At 64.6% G+C, this 18,768-nt stretch carries 14 protein-coding genes; 9 read left to right on the top strand and 5 right to left on the bottom strand.

Annotated elements, in window-relative coordinates:
• Nucleotides 1–21: 21 nt before the first annotated feature.
• From HMPREF2559_RS03900 to rho, 4 genes are all read right to left on the bottom strand, one after another.
• The gene (locus HMPREF2559_RS03900; protein ID WP_068801666.1) at nt 22–684 is read right to left on the bottom strand and encodes an L-threonylcarbamoyladenylate synthase; all 663 of its coding nucleotides are present in this window, start codon (nt 682–684) and stop codon (nt 22–24) included.
• Between the two features lie 73 nt (nt 685–757).
• Nucleotides 758–1,600, bottom strand: coding sequence for a peptide chain release factor N(5)-glutamine methyltransferase (gene prmC / locus HMPREF2559_RS03895; protein ID WP_070539600.1), 843 nt, complete (start codon nt 1,598–1,600; stop codon nt 758–760).
• 3 nt (nt 1,601–1,603) lie between these two features.
• Nucleotides 1,604–2,680 (bottom strand): peptide chain release factor 1, encoded by a 1,077-nt coding sequence (gene prfA / locus HMPREF2559_RS03890; protein ID WP_066490834.1) that lies wholly within the window; start codon nt 2,678–2,680, stop codon nt 1,604–1,606.
• The gene (gene rho, locus HMPREF2559_RS03885; protein ID WP_066490832.1) at nt 2,680–4,707 is read right to left on the bottom strand and encodes a transcription termination factor Rho; all 2,028 of its coding nucleotides are present in this window, start codon (nt 4,705–4,707) and stop codon (nt 2,680–2,682) included. Before rho ends, prfA begins: the two co-directional genes overlap by 1 nt.
• A 358-nt stretch (nt 4,708–5,065) precedes the next feature.
• Between rho and HMPREF2559_RS03880 the strand changes: the two genes are divergently transcribed.
• The 5 genes from HMPREF2559_RS03880 to HMPREF2559_RS03860 all read left to right on the top strand — a co-directional run bounded on the left by HMPREF2559_RS03880 (nt 5,066) and on the right by HMPREF2559_RS03860 (nt 10,543).
• Nucleotides 5,066–6,838, top strand: coding sequence for a long-chain fatty-acid--CoA ligase (locus HMPREF2559_RS03880; RefSeq protein WP_066490830.1), 1,773 nt, complete (start codon nt 5,066–5,068; stop codon nt 6,836–6,838).
• Between the two features lie 251 nt (nt 6,839–7,089).
• Nucleotides 7,090–8,208, top strand: coding sequence for a GTP 3',8-cyclase MoaA (moaA, locus tag HMPREF2559_RS03875; RefSeq protein ID WP_068801663.1), 1,119 nt, complete (start codon nt 7,090–7,092; stop codon nt 8,206–8,208).
• Between the two features lie 11 nt (nt 8,209–8,219).
• On the top strand, nt 8,220–9,446 hold the full coding sequence (locus HMPREF2559_RS03870; protein WP_070539598.1) for a molybdopterin molybdotransferase MoeA: 1,227 nt from the start codon (nt 8,220–8,222) through the stop codon (nt 9,444–9,446).
• Nucleotides 9,447–9,476: 30 nt separating this feature from the next.
• Nucleotides 9,477–9,977: a cyclic pyranopterin monophosphate synthase MoaC gene (gene moaC, locus HMPREF2559_RS03865; RefSeq protein ID WP_070539596.1), complete on the top strand. Its 501-nt coding sequence runs from the start codon at nt 9,477–9,479 to the stop codon at nt 9,975–9,977.
• Nucleotides 9,977–10,543: a molybdenum cofactor guanylyltransferase gene (locus tag HMPREF2559_RS03860; protein WP_070539594.1), complete on the top strand. Its 567-nt coding sequence runs from the start codon at nt 9,977–9,979 to the stop codon at nt 10,541–10,543. The genes moaC and HMPREF2559_RS03860 overlap by 1 nt, the downstream gene beginning before the upstream one ends.
• A gap of 15 nt (nt 10,544–10,558) precedes the next feature.
• On the opposite strand, the gene HMPREF2559_RS03855 is transcribed toward HMPREF2559_RS03860, so the two are convergent.
• Nucleotides 10,559–11,035, bottom strand: a complete 477-nt coding sequence (locus HMPREF2559_RS03855; RefSeq protein WP_066490803.1) for a MogA/MoaB family molybdenum cofactor biosynthesis protein — start codon at nt 11,033–11,035, stop codon at nt 10,559–10,561.
• Nucleotides 11,036–11,270: 235 nt separating this feature from the next.
• On the opposite strand from HMPREF2559_RS03855, the gene HMPREF2559_RS03850 reads away from it, so the two are divergent.
• The 4 genes from HMPREF2559_RS03850 to narJ are packed head-to-tail and all read left to right on the top strand — an operon-like array spanning nt 11,271 to nt 18,764.
• Complete coding sequence (locus tag HMPREF2559_RS03850) at nt 11,271–12,596, top strand: nitrate/nitrite transporter (protein WP_070539591.1); 1,326 nt, start codon at nt 11,271–11,273, stop codon at nt 12,594–12,596.
• Nucleotides 12,597–12,624: 28 nt separating this feature from the next.
• A complete protein-coding gene (locus tag HMPREF2559_RS03845; RefSeq protein ID WP_070539589.1) occupies nt 12,625–16,362 on the top strand; it encodes a nitrate reductase subunit alpha in 3,738 nt (1,245 codons plus the stop codon).
• Entirely contained in the window at nt 16,362–17,957 is a 1,596-nt protein-coding gene (narH, locus tag HMPREF2559_RS03840) for a nitrate reductase subunit beta (RefSeq protein WP_066490795.1), read from the top strand. The genes HMPREF2559_RS03845 and narH overlap by 1 nt, the downstream gene beginning before the upstream one ends.
• Nucleotides 17,958–18,764, top strand: a complete 807-nt coding sequence (gene narJ / locus HMPREF2559_RS03835; protein WP_070539587.1) for a nitrate reductase molybdenum cofactor assembly chaperone — start codon at nt 17,958–17,960, stop codon at nt 18,762–18,764. It begins immediately after the preceding gene.
• Nucleotides 18,765–18,768: the final 4 nt, after the last annotated feature.

Genomic DNA, 18,768 nt, shown 5'->3' with positions numbered 1-18,768 from the left:
CGGTTAGTCGCGGACGGCCAGTTACGGACGCGTGCGCAGAGTCTCCGCAGGAACACTGATGACCTCAGAAATCTGCTCGGCAGAAATCGCGCCTTCGCGCAGGAGGTACGGGTGCGCCTGGGACAGGTCGACGATGGTCGACGGCTTGCCGATGGCGGCCTCTCCCCCGTCAAGGTACACGGACACGGCCTTACCCAGCTGCTGCTTGGCGGCGATGGCCGTGGTCGGCGGAGTGTGTCCCGAGATGTTGGCAGAGGACACAGCCATAGGACCGACCTCGCGGAGCAGCTCGATAGCGACGGGCTGCAAGGGCATGCGCAGCATCACGGTGCCGCGGGTATCGCCCAGGTTCCACGGCAGGCTGGGAGCCTGCGGAACGACGATGGACAGTCCGCCCGGCCAGAAGGCCTCGACGAGCAGCTGCATGGTATCCGTCATCGACGCGACGAGCCCCTTGTACGTATCCCAGGAACCGACGAGCACCGGCACCGGCATATCCGGGCCGCGGTGTTTCGCAGCGAGCAAGCTCGCTACGGCGTCGTTGTCGAAGGCATCGCAGCCGATGCCGTAGAGGGTATCCGTCGGCATGACGACCAGGCGCCCGGACTTCGCGGCCTTGACGGCTTCAGCGATGCCCTCGGCACGGGTGGCCTCATCGGCGCAGTTATAAATCTTTCCTTGCATGTCTAAGGATTCTCCAGCCTTGACGGTGTGTGGGGACGGTTAATGGGGTGCTTTCTTTTTAACCCGGACTAGCTTACTCGTCTCGTAGGGCGGTCACGAAGCGTGGTGTGCCCGTGAGATCCTTCAGGGGTGTAATAGCTGTAAATCCCCCGGCGTCATGCAGCGCCGCCTGGACCAAGGAACTGGTCGTATCGTCGTGTTCAATGCCCACGCGGCCGCACGGTTTCAGCAAGCGAGACACCGTCGGCACCATCTGTCGAATGAGCGTCATGCCGTCTGCGCCGGAGAAGACGGCCTCGTGCGGGTCGGCGTAGACCTCCGGCTCCAGGTCATCGGTCTCCGGGACATAAGGCGGGTTCGTCACGAGGAGGTCGACGCTACCATTAAGCTCCGCCAGGATTTCGGGATCCGTGACATCGCCTTGGATGAGCGTCACGCCGGAGTCGGCGAGGTTGCGCTGGGCGTAGGAGAAGGCGGCATCGGAAAGCTCGACGGCATAAACCCGGGCGTTCGGGGCCTCGTGCGCAATATACGCCGCCAAAGCCCCGGAGCCTGTGCACAAGTCCACCACCAGCGGTGAATCCACGCCGCGCAGCTGGCGCACTCCCCACTCCGCGATAACCTCGGTCTCTGGACGCGGAATGAACACACCGGGGCCGACCTCGAGTTCTAGGGGTCCGAACCACGCAACGCCAAGGACGTGCTGAAGCGGCTCGCGGCGTTCGCGGCGGGCGACGAGTGCCTCATAGGCGACGTCGAAGCCGGGCATGGGTTCCTCATGGAGAGGAATATCCATGTGTCCGGTGTGTATGAGATACGCGGCCATGAGTCTCGCGTCCCACTCGGGGCTGGACACACCAGACGCGCGAAGGCGCTCCGCAGCACTGCGAAGCGCCTGTCCGTAGGTATGGGGCACCGTTTAGCCCTCGGCCTCGAGGCGCTCGGCGCGCTCCTGGGTCTGCAGAGCCGTGATGAGATCCTGCATATCGCCGTTCAACACGTGGTCCAGATTATTGGCCTTATAGCCAATGCGGTGATCCGTGATGCGGTTCTCCGGCCAGTTGTAGGTGCGAATGCGCTCGGAACGGTCCATGGTGCGCACCTGGGAGGCGCGCTGCTCGCCAGCCTCGGCCTCGCGGGCCTCGCGCTCCATCTGGTCCAGTCGGGCCTGCAGAACCTGCAGGGCACGCGCCTTGTTCTGGATCTGGGAGCGTTCCTTTTGACAGGTCACAACCAGGCCGGTGGGCAGGTGGGTGATACGCACGGCCGAGTCGGTCGTGTTAACACCCTGGCCGCCCTTACCGGAAGAACGGTAGACGTCGACGCGGATATCCTTCTCGTCGATGCTGACAGACTCGATCTCGTCCGGCTCCGGGTAGACGAGCACGCCGGCCGCGGAGGTCTGGATGCGGCCCTGGGATTCGGTAACCGGCACGCGCTGGACGCGGTGTACGCCGCCCTCGAATTTGAAGACGGACCAGGCGCCGTCGCGCGACGGGGTCTTGGACTTGAAGGAGATGGACATGTCCTTCACGCCGCCCAGGTCGGATTCGTTGAGGCCGAGGACCTCCCACGCGAAGCCGGCCTTATCGGCGAAGCGCTCGTACATGCGGGCTAGGTCGCCAGCGAAGAGGGCGGCCTCTTCGCCACCGGCGCCAGCCTTGATCTCCATAATGATGTCGTCGCCATCGTGCTCGTCGCGGGGCGCGAGCAAGTCAGCGAGCTTTTCTTCGAGCTCGACCACGAGCGGCTCGAGGCGGTCGACCTCCGCCTGGAAGTCGTGGTCCTCGTAGGCCATCTCCTTGGCGTCCGCGAGATCCTCGCGAGCCTGTACGAGCTCATTGTTGATGCTCACGATGGGACGAAGCTCCGCATAGCGTTTGGACAGCTTGCGGAACATCTTTTGATCACCGGCCACCTCAGGGTCGGCCATCTGCATTTCGATGCCTTGGTACTCGGAGACGATGTCGTCAACGAGGGAAACTTGGCTAGCCATTAGACGTAATCCTCCACATCCTTGTCCGCGACCATGGGCGCGGAGCTGGCGATCTGCATGAGGAACTCGCCATTCGATTTGGTCTTCTTGAGCTGCTTGATAAGCAGGTCAATGGCCGCGAACGAGTCGAGGCCAGAGAGGATGCGACGCAGCTTCGTCATGATCCGCGCCTCCTCTGGGACGAGCAGGAGCTCGTCCTTACGGGTGCCGGACGGGTTAACGTCGACGGCCGGGAAGATGCGGCGCTCGGAAATCGCGCGGTCCAGCTTGAGCTCCGCGTTACCGGTGCCCTTGAACTCCTCGAAGATGACCGTGTCACCCGTGGAGCCGGTCTCCACCATCGCGGTGGCGATGATGGTGAGCGAGCCGCCGTTTTCGATGTTGCGCGCAGCACCCAGGAAGCGCTTCGGCGGGTAGAGCGCGTTGGAGTCCACACCACCGGAAAGGATGCGGCCCGAGGCCGGGGACGAGTTGTTGTACGCGCGGCCCAGACGGGTAATGGAGTCGAGGAGGACGACGACGTCCTTGCCCTGCTCCACGAGGCGCTTGGCGCGCTCGATGGCCAGCTCCGCGACGGCGGTGTGCTCTGACGGCGGACGGTCGAAGGTCGAGGCAATGACCTCGCCTTTGACGCTGCGCTGCATATCCGTGACTTCCTCAGGACGCTCGTCAACGAGGACGACCATGAGGTAACACTCCGGGTTATTCGTGGAAATCGCGTTCGCGATGTTCTGCAGAATGGTCGTCTTACCAGCCTTCGGCGGGGAGACGATGAGCGCGCGCTGTCCCTTACCAATCGGCATGATGAGGTCGATGACGCGCGTGGTGAGGATCTTGGGATCCGTCTCTAGGCGCAGGCGCTGGTTCGGGTAGAGCGGCGTGAGCTTGCTAAACTCTGGGCGATCCTTCGCCGTCTGCGGGTCGAGGCCGTTGACGGAGTCGACCTGCACGAGCTGGTTGTACTTGCGGCGGTTACGGCCGTTGCCCAGCGTCTTAGTACCAGCTCCGACCTTGACCTGGCCGGTCACAGCGTCGCCGGAGCGCAGACCCAAGCGGCGCACCAAGTTGTTGTTGACGAAGACGTCGCTGCCCGCGGCGTGGTAGCCGGTCGTGCGCAGGAAGGCCACGTTGTTGTCGACGACCTCAAGGATGCCGCCCACAGCCTGCAGCTCGTCGCCCTCGCGGACCTGCAGATCGCCGTTGCCGCCGTGATTGTTGCCACCCTGACCGTCGTTGCCACCGCGATTGCGGCGATTGCGACGGCCGCGGCGACCGCGGCGGCCGTTGCCCTCGTCGTCGTTGTTGTGGCGGTTGCGGCCGTTCTTGTCGTTCTGGCCGTCGTTGTCGTTCTTCTCGCCACGATCGTTAGTTCGGTCGTTACCGCGATCATTGTTGCGGTCGCCGTGACGGCCGCGGCGGTTGCCGCGCTCGCCGCGGCCACGCTGCTCGTCGTGGTTGTGCTGGTCTTCGGAAGAACGCTCAGCGTTGTCGCCCGCGTTGGAGTCGGCAGAGGAGTCCTGTGCAGCCTCGTCGTCGCCGACGCGGCTGCGCTCGCGCAGGGACTTCTTCGAGTCATCATCCTGCGCACCGTTTTGCCCCTGCTCGTTGCGGGCCTCGCGGCGCGCACGATTGCGGCGGGCGCGGCGGGCCTGAGAGCGGGACTCGTAGGTGCGGTTATCGCCGCCGTCCTGCTTCTCACCCTGGTTGCCCTGCTCCTGCGGCTCCTGCTCAGCGGCATTTTCTACGGCTGCAGAGACAGAAGCGCTTTCGGAGGCAGCCTTGCGCGGGACGCGGCGCGGGCTGTCGCCGCCTAGGACGTTGCGCTTGGGCGCGGAGGTCGCGGGGGCATCGGCAGCCTTGGCAGCCTTAGCGCGCTTCGGCGCGGTGCCCGTGGTCAACGCCTCAATGAGTTCCCCCTTGCGCAGGCCCGAAATGCCCTTGAGGCCGCGCTCGGCGGCGAGCTTGCGCAGTTCCGGCAGCTTCATCGACGCAAGGTCAGCGGCTGCGGTGGTGTCCGTAGTGCTCACGGATATCCTTTCGTTTCTCCCCGGGCCATGGGTGGGATCGCCGCGCACGCACGTGCGATAAGGCCCAGGGAGCCATCTTCAAACAATGTCTATGAATGCCCATGGACGCAATCACGGTGCGAAACGCGTTACCCGTGAGTGAAGACACACGCGGCCATGAGTAGAAATCGGGTGACTGGTGGAATGAAATTCGCGGGGACAGCGGCGCCACGAGTCTTCGAGCCGAGCACGCCGAGTGCAGCGCGTCAAAGGGGGCGACCGTCACAATCCGCACAGTCGCCACCCAGTATAGATCACCGCTCGCCCCATGTCGCAACAGGCACCCACGCGTGGCAGGTGTGCGGCTACCATAAAGGGCATGCTTTCGACGATGCAGGACGTGCCGCTGAATATCTCACGCATCTTGGACTACGGGTCCACGGTCCACGGGGCCACCCCGGTGACCACGTGGCGTGGGGACACGGCCGCGGGCGAGGAGCCACAAGAGGTCGCAACGTTTGCCGATATCGGAGCGCGTGCGGCGGCGTGGGCGCATGCGTTGCACGAAGACCTGGGGGTTACCGGCGACGAGCGCGTGGCCACGCTAATGTGGAATTGCGCGGAGCACCTGGAGATTCTCTTCGGCACAGCGTGTAAGGGCGCGGTCTTCGTGCCGCTTAATAAGCAGCTCATGAATGACCAGATTCGCCACATCATCAACCACTCGCAGGCGAAGGTCATCGTTGCGGACCCGCGCTTGGCCGTGCAGCTGAAGCGTATCTTAAGCGGCGCGCCGGAGGTCGAGTCCGTGGTCTTTACTGGCTCGGTCGGGCTTGCCGATGCCGCCCTCCACATGCCCCGCAGCGTCGCGACGTACTCCTACGAGCAGCTCCTCGACGGCAAGTCCTCGCGCTACCGCTGGCCGGAGCTCGACGAGCGCACTGCGGCGGCGCTGTGCTACTCCACGGGTACGACCGGCGCGCCCAAGGGCGTGGTCTACTCCCACCGCTCCATTTACTTGGAGGCCATGCAGCTGCGTTCCTCGGATTCGCTGTGCGTCACGCACGGCGAGACCTTCTTATGCTGCATCCCCATCTATCACGTGCTCAGCTGGGGCGTACCCTTTGCAGCGTTTATGACGGGCACCCCGTTGGTTCTTCCGGACTCGGATGTCTCGGCACCCACGCTGTCCAAGCTCATCGCTGCGACCCACCCGCGCGTGGCGCACGGCGCGCCCACTATTTGGCTCCAGCTCATCGTCCACTACATGCAAAACCCGCCGGAGCGCATGTCGCTCACTGAGATCTACGCGGGCGGCTCGCCGGTGCCGCCGCAGCTCATCAAGGTCTGGGAGGAACGCTACGGCGTGGACGTCATCCACGTGTGGGGAATGGTGGAAACCTCCACCGTGGGCTCCGTCGCCCGCCCACCGCAGGGCGTCAACGGCCCGGCGCGCTGGGCCTACCGCATCTCCCAGGGGCGCATTCCCGCCTCGTTACAGTACCGCGTGGTCAACGACGGCCAAGTCGTGCCCAAGACGGACCGCAACTCCGGCGAGATTCAGGTGCGGGGCAACCTCGTCACCGCGTCCTACTACGACTCCCCCACGGCTTCTTCGGGTGGCCCGGCCAGCGAGTTCCGCGGCAAGGCTGTGGAGAACGCCGCCTCCAAGTTCACCGCAGATGGCTGGCTGCGCACCGGCGACGTTGGCTCCGTCACACACGACGGCTTCCTCACCATCGAGGACCGCGCCCGCGACGTCATTCGCTCCGGCGGCGAGTGGATCTACTCGGTCCAGCTGGAAAACCTCATCATGTCTGACCCGCGCGTTATCGAGGCCGCCGTCATCGGCTACCCGGATAAGCAGTGGGGCGAACGTCCGCTCGCCGTCACCGTGCTCGACCCGCAGACTTCCCCCACCATTGAGACGGCTGAGTCCCTGCGCGACGCGATGCGCAAGGAGCTACCCAGCTGGATGCTGCCGGAATACTGGACCTTCGTGAAGTCCATTGATAAGACCTCCGTGGATAAATTCGATAAGAAGGACCTGCGCATGCACCTGGCCGAAGGTGAGTACAACATCATTCGCCTCTCCGGTCCGGGCGAGACCCACCGTCCCGAGTTCGACGAGTTCGAAGCGGAGGAATTCTAGGCTGGCCGTCGCCGCTTCCGGCATTAACGGGGCGACGCTGAGCATCATCACCGGCTCCGTGCTCACCACGCTCGCCGTGACGGCCTGGATGCTGCGCCGCCGTTTCCGCGAAATCCCGTTATTGCGGGGAGAGCACTCTCGGTGGGTCAGCACTACTTACGGCAGCTCGACACGCCCAGGGAATAAACACGAACAAACCCGCGTTATATTGTTTATACCCGTGCCCACGTCCAAGCTATGGTGGAAACCCTATGACTTCCCCGTCTCAACTCACCCGCGTCGCACTTCCGCTGCCGCGCATCGGCGGCGCTCCCACGCCACCCGCGGATATGCCCGCAGCTCATGCGGACGGTTCGCGCGCGCTCATCGACCGCTACGGCCGCGTCGCGCGCGACCTGCGCGTCTCCCTGACTGACCGCTGCAATCTGCGCTGCACGTACTGCATGCCCGCCGAGGGCCTCGATTGGATGCCCACGGAACACACCCTCTCCGACGAGGAGACCATCCGCCTTATCCGCTTGGGCGTCGAACGTCTCGGTATTCGCCAGGTGCGTTTTACCGGCGGCGAGCCGCTACTGCGCAAGTCCCTGGAGAAAATCATCGCGGCAACCAAGCAGCTGCGCACTGACGAAGGTGTCGCGCCCACCATCGCGCTCACCACCAACGGTCTAGGCCTACCCCGCCGCATTGAAGCGCTCAAGGAGGCGGGCCTCGACCGCGTGAACATCTCGCTCGACACCATCGACCGCGAGCTCTACGCGCAGCTCACCCGCCGCGACCGTATCAAGGATGTCTTCAAGGCCATCGCTGCCGCGAGCGAAGCGGGCCTTCACCCCGTCAAGGTCAACGCCGTGGTCATGCCGGGCGTTAATGAGGACGGCATCGTCCCGCTCGCCCGCTTCTGCCTCGAGCACGGCGCGCAGCTGCGCTTCATCGAACAGATGCCGCTGGGTCCGCGTGAGAAGTGGCGCCGCGACCAGCTCGTCACGGCGGACCAAATCCTCGATTACCTGCGCGAAGACTTGGAACTTACCCCGGCCCGCGAGCCGCGCGGCTCCGCCCCGGCCGAGCTGTGGGAGGTAACCTCCCACGATGGCACCCTCCACGGCACGATCGGCATCATCGCCTCGGTGACGCATCCTTTCTGCGGCGACTGCGACCGCACGCGGCTTACCACGGATGGCGCGGTGCGCAACTGCCTCTTCGGCAACTCGGAGACGTCCCTGCGCGACCTCATGCGTGCGGGTGCCACCGACGAGGAGCTCATGACCGCCTGGGCCGGCGAGATGTGGGCCAAGCTGCCGGGCCACGGCGTCAACGACGAAGGCTTCTTGCAACCAGATCGTCCTATGTCCGCCATTGGCGGCTAACGTAGACATCTATGTCCGTTACCATCGCTGCGCACCGCGCGCGCGTCCTCGCGCTAGCACATCCGGCCATGCCCGTCGACACACCGCTCGCGGAGCTGCCTGGCCGCGTTCTCGCTGCTGACGCTCCTGCACGTTTCCCCGTCCCGCCTTTCGATAACTCGGCAATGGATGGCTTCCTCGTCCGCCGTGCCGATCTCACGGGTGAAGGCCCGTGGACGCTGCCCGTCGCAGGCGATGTCCCCGCGGGCTCCGCGCCGCTGCCCGTACCTGCTGGCCACGCCGTGCGCATTATGACGGGCGCACCCACCGGAGATCCTTCCGGACTTGCCGTCATCCCGGTCGAGGACACCAACATTCCGTCCGGCCCGCACCCGCTACCAGAGTCGGTCACTGTTTTTAGGCTGGGCGAGCGCCCGCATATCCGGCGCGCGGGCGATAGCCTCCAGCCCGGCCACCCCGCGGCGACTGCTGGCACGTTGGCGGATGCGCCCACCCTCGCCGCGCTCGTGTCGGCAGGCGTCGCCTCGGTTTCTGCCTACCCGGCGCCGTCCGTCGCCGTCGTGACGTCCGGCTCCGAGCTGCTCACCGCGACCGACGCCGCGGCGCTCTCCTCGCTCCCGGCCGGGGCGCTTCCCAATTCCAATGGCCCCATGCTCGCTGAGCTCGCCCGCGTTGCTGGCGCCAGTGAGGTCACGCGCCGTCACGTCGTGGACTCGCCCGAGGCGCTCGCGGCGGAGCTCGATTCTCTCGCCGCTGCCGGGGTCGATCTCATCATCACCTCCGGTGGCGTGTCCGCCGGTGCCTTCGACGTTGTTCACGAGGTCCTCGGCGCCTCGCCTGACGCCTGGTTCGGCGAGGTCTGCCAGAAACCTGGCGCGCCGCAGGGCGCCTCGCCGTGGCGTGGCGTGCCCGTACTTTCCTTCCCGGGCAATCCCGTGGCGGCTTTCGTGTCTTTCCATCTCTACGGTGCGCCGGTCCTGCGGCGCCTGCGCGGTCTGCCCAACGCCCCTGCCCCGCGCGTTGTCGCCCAGCCCGACGCTGAATTCCCGCGCGTACGCGACCGCGTCCTCATAGTGCCCGTGCGCCTGGACTTCACCGTCTCGCCGCCGCGAGCCACGCCCTTTAGCGGCCGCCACGTGGGCAGTCACCTCGTCGGCTCGCTCGCCGGCACACACGGCTACGCTGTCCTCGAGTCCACGCTCCCAGACGGCGCATCCGTCGACGTCTACTTTTACTAACCCCCAGATTTCCCACTGATTGGAGCCCTCATGAAGTTCACTCACCTCAACGACGCCGGCGCCGCCTACATGGTCGACGTCACGGAGAAGAAGCCCACCGTGCGCACGGCCACCGCCCGCGGCGAGGTGTACTGCTCGCCGGAGGTCCTTGCCGCGCTGCGCGACGGCACGGTGCCCAAGGGCGACGTCCTCGCCGTCGCCCGCGTGGCCGGCATCGCCGCGGCGAAAAAGGTTCCGGAACTCCTTCCCCTCGCCCACACTATCGGCGTCCACGGCGCCGCGGTCGACCTTGAGCTGCGCGAGGACTGCGTCTTCATTGAAGCCACCGTGCGCACCGCAGACCGCACGGGCGTAGAGATGGAAGCACTCACCGCCGTCTCCGTCGCGGCGCTCGCCGTCATCGACATGGTCAAGGGCGTCGACCGCGCCGCCTACATTCGCCGTACGGGCATCGTCGCCAAGTCCGGGGGCCGCTCCGGCGATTGGTCTCGCGAGCTGCCGGAGCTCGCCGAAATCCCGGCCGCTGAGTAATGCGCCCCACAACCGGAGTCATCGTCCTCGCCGGCGGACGCGGCACACGCATGGGCGGCGTGGATAAAGGCTCCGTCACCGCGCGCGGCGCGCGCCTTATTGACCACGTGCTCGCCGCGCTGCCCTACGGCACGCCCACCGCGGTGGTCTCGCCGTACCCGCTGGGTCTGCCGCAAGTCTGCGAGTCTCCGCTCTTTGGCGGTCCCGTCGCCGGCATCGCCACCGGCTTCCACGCGCTCGACACCCCGCGGGTCGCGGTGCTCTCCGTCGATGCGCCCGATTCCCCGCGCATGCTTCCCCGCCTGGTAGCGGCCCTCGACGCCGCACCGGGGGCATCGGCAGCCGTCGCCACGACCGGCTCACGCATCCAGCCGCTCATCGCGCTGTGGAACGCGGACGCGCTTGCGGCCGCGCTGGCGGCGCTAGGTTCGCCGCACAATACATCCGCGCGCCGTCTCCTGCGCGCCGCCCCCGGCGCCCTTGTCCGCGTGCCCGGCACTGGTGCCGAAGTCGACTACGACACCCCCGCCGAATTGTGTGCCTGGGCTGCCCGCGCCTCATCCTAGTCGACGGCTGAAGGCCTAACGGGCGTCCCGGAAGATATCCCCCACGAGTGGCAGCACCACACCAAGCGTGTCAGCGACCGCGCCGCGCGAGGACGCCGAGTTGATGATGAGCGATCCACCGCCGCGATCCGTCATGCCGATGATTCCACGCGACAGCCCCGCCTTGTGCGAGGACTCCAGCCCCTTGAGCAAGACTTGGGTCTCCAGGCCGGTAAGCCGCGCGGTGACGAACTCCGCGGTGACTTCTGGCGTGTAATTCGTGGTGCCTACGCCCGTGCCGCCGATGACGACGATAACGTGCGTGCCAGCGCGCACCTCGGCGCGCAGCGCCTCCGCAACACGGGCGTAGCCTTCCGCGATCACGACGTGGGAGCCCACTTCGAAGCCCGCATCTACCATAAGCGACGCCGCGAGTTCACCCGCCGTATTGGGCTTTTCGCCGCTGAGAATCCTGTCGGCGGTAACGATGATGGCGGCCGTGGTGGGCGTCATATCTGGCTCCTTCAAATCCGAACACAATGTGTGACCAATTCAACACATTCAAACGTAAACAAAACTTAGGGTGACCTTCTTCGGGTTAACCTGCACCGGTCGCGAGCGAATTATTTTCGCAACATTTTCCTGCTGTAATTAAACACGGAAGAACCCGTGAAAAAGGTCATGCTCCAGCATAAACCACGATAAATTGGATAGGAGCTCTTTTCTACGAGATATGGCAAGGAAAATAATGACTGCTCTCGATACCTCCGGTTCTACCATTCAGGGATGGAACCCGGAAGATCCAGACCACTGGGATTCCAAGATCGCGTGGAAGACCCTCTGGCTCTCCACTTTTATCCTCATCATCGGCTTCGCCACGTGGTACTTGGTATCCGCCATCGCGCCGATGCTCAACCAGATCGGCTTTGATCTGTCGAAGAGCCAGCTGTACTGGCTCACCTCCATCTCGGGCCTCGCCTGCGGCCTGTTCCGACTGCTGTTCATGTTCCTGCCGCCGATCATCGGCACGCGCAAGCTCGTGACGCTGTCCTCCCTGCTGTTTATCATCCCGATGCTCGGCTGGTTCTTCGCCGTGCAAAACACCTCGACCCCGTTCTGGTGGTTCATGGTGCTGGCCTTCCTCTCCGGCGTCGGCGGCGGCGTCTTCTCCGGTTTTATGCCGTCCACCGGCTACTTCTTCCCCAAGCGCATGTCGGGCACCGCGCTGGGCATCCAGGCCGGTATCGGTAACTTCGGTATCTCCTTCATTCAGCTCGTCGCGCCGTGGCTCATGGGCTTTACGCTCCTGGGCATCGGCTTCGTGGCGCCGCAGCGCACGGATGAGGGCGATATCTTCGTGCACAACCCGGCTATCTTCCTCGTGCCGTGGGCCCTCGTCGGAGCTATCCTCGCGTGGACCATGCTCAAGGACGTGCCGATCAAGGCCAACTTCCGCCAGCAGATCGACATCTTCGGCAATAAGAACACGTGGATCCTCACCATCGTCTACCTCATGACTTTCGGTGCGTTCTCCGGCTTCGCGGCTCAGATGGCACTGCTCATCAACAACATCTACGGCGCTAACTCCTCTTTCGCAGGCACCTTCGAGAACCTGCCCAAGGGCGCGACCTACGCCTTCCTCGGCCCACTCATCGGCGCACTCGTCCGCGCACTGTGGGGCCCGCTGTGCGATAAGTTCGGCGGTGCCATCTGGACTTTCATCGGCTGCCTCGGCATGACGGTCTTCACCGCTGCCTCCGCGCTCTTCCTCAACCCGAGCGACCCGAGCGAGTTCAAGTGGTTCCTCACCTGCATGCTCATCATGTTCTTCTTCACGGGTCTCGCTAACGCCGGCACCTTCAAGCAGATGCCCATGATCCTCCCGGCCCGCCAGGCGGGCGGCGTCATCGGCTGGACCGGCGCCATTGGTGCCTTCGGCCCATTCGTCGTGGGCGTGCTGCTGTCCGCCATGCCTGCGACTGCGTTCTTCTGGGGCTGCGTGGTCTACTTCATCATCACCACGGCGCTCGTGTGGATCTACTACGCCCGCCCCAACGCTCCGTTCCCCGGCTAAACCAACTTTCTAGGAGTATTTACCCCCCATGACTACTCACGTTGAGCCCCAGAATGGCAAACTCAACCCGCTGTTCAAGCTGGGTGCCTACCTGCGCCACGGCGAGGCCAGCGACTCCGGCCAGCAGCTGTTCCTCCAGGGCGGCCGCCAAGCTGATGTCTTCTACCGCAACCGCTGGGCCTTCGACAAGATGGTCCGTTCTACCCACGGCGTGAACTGCACCGGTTCCTGCTCGTGGAAGGTCTATGTCAAAGACGGCGTCATCACCTGGGAGTCCCAGGCAGTGGACTACCCCACCACCGGCAATGACATGCCGGAATACGAACCGCGCGGCTGCCCGCGTGGTGCATCCTTCTCCTGGTACACCTACTCGCCCACCCGCGTGCGCTACCCGTACGCCCGTGGCGTGCTCGTCGACATGTACCGCGAGGAAAAGAAGAAGACCGGAGACCCGGTCCTCGCCTGGCGCGCCATCCAGGAAGACCCGGACAAGCGCGCGGCCTATATCTCGCAGCGCGGCAAGGGCGGACTCATCCGCATTACCTACGAGGAGGCCATCGAGATGGCCGCCGCGGCACACGTCTACACCATTCGTGAGCACGGCCCAGACCGCATCTTCGGCTTCACCGTTATTCCGGCCATGTCGCAGGTCTCCTACGGTGCTGGTTCGCGCTTCCTTCAGCACATCGGCGGCGTAGCACTCTCCTTCTATGACTGGTACGCCGACCTTCCGCCGGCCTCCCCGCAGACTTTCGGCGACCAAACGGACGTCCCGGAGTCAGGCGACTGGTACAACTCGTCCTACCTCATGATGTGGGGCTCCAACATTCCGGTTACCCGTACGCCGGACTCCCACTTCATGGTCGAGTCCCGCTACCGCGGCACCAAGGTCGTTGTTGTCTCCCCGGACTTCGCAGATAACACGAAGTTCGCCGACGAGTGGGCGCAGATCAACCCGGGCACCGACGCCGCCCTCGCGTTCGCCATGGGCCACGTCATTCTCAAGAAGTTCCACGTCGAGCGCCAGGAACCGTATTTCATGAACTACATGCGTAAGTTCACGGACTCACCGTTCCTGATCACCCTCGAGGACCGCGGGGATGGCACGTACACCCCAGGAAAGTTCCTCACCGCTGCCCAGCTTTCCGATGCCTCCCTCAACGGCTCCCCCAATGCCGCCTACCGCACGCTCGTCATGGAAGAAGACGGCAAGGTCGTCGACCCGGGCGGCACGATGGCAGACCGCTGGGACATGGAATCCTCCAAGTGGAACCTCTCATTGGGCAACGCCGATCCGGTCATGTCCATCGCGGAGACCGACTCCTACTCCACCGCCGAGGTGCTCTTCCCGCGCTTCGACCTCGATGCTGACCCGAGCGATGTGGGCACCGATAAGCCGATCGGCGCCGGCGTTGTCCACCGTGGCGTCCCGGTCCGCGAGGTCGACGGCCAGCTCGTGACCACCGTCTTCGACGTGTTGCTCGCCCACTATGGCGTCAACCGCGAGGAGCTCAATCTCCCGGGGTCCTGGCCCAAGGACTTCTACGATGCCTCCGAGGTCGGCACCCCGGCTTGGCAGGAAGAGCTCACCGGCGTCGCCGCTGAGACCTGCATCCGCATCGGCCGCGAGTTCGCGCAGAACGCCGCAGATTCACAGGGCCGCTCCCAGATCATCATGGGCGCCGGCGTCAACCACTACTTCCACGCGGACACTATCTACCGCACATTCCTGGCGCTCACCTCCATGTGTGGCACGCAGGGTGTTAACGGCGGCGGCTGGGCTCACTACGTGGGCCAGGAGAAGCTGCGCGCCATCAACGGCTGGACCCAGTGGGCCATGGGCACGGACTGGCAACGTCCGCCGCGCCACATGATTTCCACCGGCTTCTACTACTTCGCCACGGAGCAGTACCGCTACGACAACTCGCACGCCTCGCACCTGGGCTCGCCGCTGGCTAGCCACGGCTCCATCGAAGACAAGATGGTCGCCGACACGATGGTCGAGGCCATGACCCGCGGCTGGATGCCCTCCTACCCGCAGTTCAACAAGAACTCGCTGCTCCTCGCGGACGAGGCCAAGGCCGCTGGCCAGGACATCAAGGATTACGTTGTCAACCAGCTGGAATCCGGCGACCTCGAGTTCTCCTACAACAACCCGTCGGCCAAGGAAAACTGGCCGCGCATCCTGCTCAACTGGCGCACGAACCTGCTGGGTTCTTCCGCCAAGGGCACGGAATTCTTCCTGCGCCATCTGCTGGGCGTGGACTCGGACGCCACCGCGGCCGAGCTCTCCCCGGAGGAGCGCCCGAAGTCCATCACCTGGGTCGACGACGCGCCTGAGGGCAAGCTCGACCTCATGCTGACCACGGATTTCCGCAACACATCCACGACGCTCGTCTCCGACATCGTGCTCCCAGCCGCCACCTGGTATGAGAAGCACGACATGTCCTCGACGGATATGCACCCGTCCCTGCACTCCTTCAACGCGGCGATTACCCCGCCGTGGGAGGCACGCACGGACTTCGAGGTCTTCCGTGACCTCGCTGCCTCGCTGTCCGCGATGGCTGTGAAGTGGCTGGGCACGCAAACCGACGTGGTCACGCAGCCGAGCCACCACGACACCCCGGATGAGATGGGCATGGCCCGCGGAATCGTCCCCGATATCAAGGAAGTCGGCCTCGTCCCGGGGCTGACCATGCCGAAGATCGCCACCATCGAGCGCGACTACACGAAGATCTACGAGAAGTGGACCCACTTGGGCCCGCTGTCGGCCAAGGCCGGCACCGGCGTCCACGGCACGAAATTCAACGTGGAGAAGCAGGTCGAAGAGCTTAAGCTCATCTGCGGCACCGAGAAGACCTCCATGGGCGAGCTCGTGGATCTCACGAAGGACACCAAGGTCATCGACGCCATCCTGCATCTGTCCGGCGTCTCCAACGGCGAGCTCGCCAAGCAGGGCTTCGAGTTCCTCTCGTCGCGTACCGGCAAGGACCTCACCCCGCTCGGCACCGCTGACGAGGATGTGCGCATCACATGGGACTCCATCAAGGAGCGTCCGACCGAGATCATCACCTCCCCGGAGTGGACCGCAGATAAGCGCAATGGCCGTCGCTACACGGCGTTTAGCATCAACGTCGAATTCGACAAGCCGTGGCACACTATCACTGGCCGTATGCACTACTACATCGACCATGACTGGTTCATGGACTACGGCGAGTCGCTGCCGGTCTTCCGCCCGCCGCTCGACCACCTCCGCATGCACGGCGAATTTGAGCCGGGTCAGCAGCTGACCAACGAGCGCGGCGAGGCCGAGGTGACCCTGCGTTACCTCACCACGCACAACAAGTGGTCCATCCACTCGCAGTACTTCGATAACCTGCACGTGCTGTCCATCTCCCGCGGTGGCCAGGTCGTGTGGATGTCCGACAAGGACGCCAAGAAGATTGGCGTCGCGGACAACGAATGGGTCGAGGTCTACAACCGCAACGGCGTCGTCTCCGCCCGCGCCATCGTCTCCCACCGCATCCCGGAGGGCACGATGATTATGAACCACGCCCAGGAGCGCACAGTGGGTACGCCGCTCAACGAGCACACTGGCCGCCGCGGCGGTACGCACAACTCGCTCACGCGTATTTCCATCAAGCCGGTTCACATCGCGGGCGGCTACGGCCAGCTCACCTACCACTTCAACTACATCGGCCCAACCGGCAACAACCGTGACGAGGTCACGCGCGTGCGCCGTCGTTCCCAGGAGGTTACCTACTAATGAAGGTCATGGCCCAAATCTCCATGATTATGAACCTGGACAAGTGCATCGGTTGCCACACGTGTTCAGTCACCTGTAAGCAGGCATGGACCAACCGCGAAGGCACCGAGTACATCTGGTTCAACAACGTCGAGACCCGTCCGGGTCTGGGCTACCCGCGCACCTGGGAGGACCAGGAGAAGTGGAAGGGCGGCTGGGAGCTCACCTCCTCCGGCAAGCTCAAGCCCAAGGCGGGCGGACGCTTGAAGAAGCTCGCCACCATCTTCCACAATCCGAACCTGCCCACCATCCAGGACTACTACGAGCCGTGGAGCTACCAGTACGAGGACCTCATGGGTGCCAAGGCCGGGCAGAAGACCCAGCCCACCGCCAAGCCGGTCTCCCAGATCGACGGTCGCGAGATCAATAAGATTGAGTGGTCCTCCAACTGGGACGATAACCTCGGCGGCTCCACCACCACGATGGACGCGGACCCCACGCTGCACAAGATGAATCTCTCCGTGAAGAAGGAGATCGAGGATTCCTTCATGTTCTACCTGCCGCGCATCTGCGAGCACTGCATGAACCCCACCTGCGTGTCCTCCTGCCCGTCCGGCGCCATGTACAAGCGCGCCGAGGACGGCATCGTCCTCGTTGACCAGGACCAGTGCCGCGGCTGGCGTATGTGCGTCTCCGGCTGCCCCTACAAGAAGGTTTACTTCAACCACAAGACCGGCAAGGCTGAGAAATGTACTCTCTGCTACCCGCGCCTTGAGGTCGGCCAGCCGACCGTCTGCTCCGAGACCTGCGTGGGCCGCCTGCGCTACCTCGGCGTCATCCTCTACGACGCTGACCGCGTCGCCGAGGCCGCATCCGTCCCGGACGAGAAGGACCTCTTCGAGGCACAGAAGTCCATCATGCTCGACCCGCACGACCCGGAGGTCGTCAAGGCCGCCCAGGCTGCGGGCATCCCGCACTCCTGGATCGATGCCGCGCAGAACTCGCCCATCTACGACCTCATCTTCAAGTACGGTCTGGCACTGCCGCTCCACCCGGAGTACCGCACGCTGCCCATGGTCTGGTACATCCCGCCACTGTCCCCCATCGTCGACCAGGTGACCAAGTCCGGCAACGACGGCGAGGACCACAAGATCCTCTTCTCCGCCTTGTCGAATATGCGCATCCCGCTCGAGTACCTCGCAGGCCTGTTCACGGCCGGCGACACGGTGCCCGTCGAGAAGTCCCTGCGCCGCCTCGTCGCCATGCGTTCCTACATGCGTGATATCAACCTGGGCAACGAACCGCAGGAAGAGATCGCACAGGCCGTCGGCATGACCGGCGAGGACATGCTCTCCATGTACCGTCTGCTGTCCATCGCGAAGTACGATGACCGCTACGTCATCCCGACTGCGTCCCCGGAGACCCCGCGCGGCATCGCCTCGCTCGATCCCTTCGGCAACGTCGACCCGTCCCGCGCCAGCGACGATGTCTTCCATGACCTCGGCATGGGCGCTCCGGAAGCCTGCCACACCGAGGGTGCGGCGGCATCGGAAGGCAAGGTCTCCTTGCTCAGCTGGACGGGCGACCGCCCGGACTCCATGTTCCCGGAGCGCTAAATGGGTATCTTCGAAAAGCTCGCCGCGCGCATGCCGGTGCCCCAGCCTGACGATGCCCCCGCGGGCTTCGGCACGCCCGCCGGCATCGGGGCCATGGGCGGCGCCGCCGACGTCAAGCGCACCGTGCGCACGCATACCGGTAAGGTTCCAGCAACACTCGTCGCGCCCGTCGCGGTTACCGACGACCAGCGGCGCATCGTCGCCATGGCCGCCTCCGTGCTGCTACGTTACCCGGGCGAGGACTTCCTCGAGCGCCTCGACATCGTCCAGGAGCAGCTTGGTGAGCTGCCCATGGCGATTGCGACTGACTTCATGACCTTTGCGGACTGGGCGCGCTCGACCGGCCTGCGTGGGCTCGAGGAGCACTACGTCGAGACCTTCGACCAGCGCCGCCGTTGCTCGCTCTTCCTCACCTACTACGCGGTGGGCGATACGCGTCAGCGTGGCATGGCCATCTTGTCCATCGGTGAGCAGCTCAAGTCTTTGGGCTTTGAGCTCGACTCCGATGAGATGCCAGACCACCTCTGCGTCATGCTCGAGGCACTCGCCTACACCGAGGGCGAGTCGCATGCCCGCGCGGTGGAGATGCTCGCCAGCTATCGTGAAGGCATCGAGGTGCTCCGCGCCGCGCTGGAGCAGCTTGGCTCGCCGTATTCGCACCTCATCGTCGCGCTATGCAAGGCCCTGCCCGACGTCGACGAGGAGACCGCGCAGAAATACGTTGACCTTATCCGCACCGGCCCGCCCGCTGAGATGGTGGGTATCGCCGATCTTCCCTTCCCCACCGCTCAACCCGACATTCATTAAGGAT

Source organism: Corynebacterium sp. HMSC072G08, from assembly GCF_001809185.1.
Lineage (GTDB): Bacteria > Actinomycetota > Actinomycetes > Mycobacteriales > Mycobacteriaceae > Corynebacterium > Corynebacterium phoceense.
Note: the sequence above shows the minus strand (reverse complement) of the source record. Positions and strands in the feature narration are given on the sequence as shown.

Excerpts from the sequence above, each read along its gene's own strand:
- prfA (WP_066490834.1), bottom strand. The coding sequence starts at position 2,680 with ATGGCTAGCCAAGTTTCCCTCGTTGACGACATCGTCTCCGAGTACCAA.
- HMPREF2559_RS03855 (WP_066490803.1), bottom strand. The coding sequence starts at position 11,035 with ATGACGCCCACCACGGCCGCCATCATCGTTACCGCCGACAGGATTCTC.
- narJ (WP_070539587.1), top strand. The coding sequence starts at position 17,958 with ATGGGTATCTTCGAAAAGCTCGCCGCGCGCATGCCGGTGCCCCAGCCT.
- narH (WP_066490795.1), top strand. The coding sequence starts at position 16,362 with ATGAAGGTCATGGCCCAAATCTCCATGATTATGAACCTGGACAAGTGC.
- HMPREF2559_RS03880 (WP_066490830.1), top strand. The coding sequence starts at position 5,066 with ATGCTTTCGACGATGCAGGACGTGCCGCTGAATATCTCACGCATCTTG.
- HMPREF2559_RS03860 (WP_070539594.1), top strand. The coding sequence starts at position 9,977 with ATGCGCCCCACAACCGGAGTCATCGTCCTCGCCGGCGGACGCGGCACA.
- HMPREF2559_RS03850 (WP_070539591.1), top strand. The coding sequence starts at position 11,271 with ATGACTGCTCTCGATACCTCCGGTTCTACCATTCAGGGATGGAACCCG.
- HMPREF2559_RS03845 (WP_070539589.1), top strand. The coding sequence starts at position 12,625 with ATGACTACTCACGTTGAGCCCCAGAATGGCAAACTCAACCCGCTGTTC.
- moaC (WP_070539596.1), top strand. The coding sequence starts at position 9,477 with ATGAAGTTCACTCACCTCAACGACGCCGGCGCCGCCTACATGGTCGAC.
- moaA (WP_068801663.1), top strand. The coding sequence starts at position 7,090 with ATGACTTCCCCGTCTCAACTCACCCGCGTCGCACTTCCGCTGCCGCGC.
- HMPREF2559_RS03870 (WP_070539598.1), top strand. The coding sequence starts at position 8,220 with ATGTCCGTTACCATCGCTGCGCACCGCGCGCGCGTCCTCGCGCTAGCA.
- HMPREF2559_RS03900 (WP_068801666.1), bottom strand. The coding sequence starts at position 684 with ATGCAAGGAAAGATTTATAACTGCGCCGATGAGGCCACCCGTGCCGAG.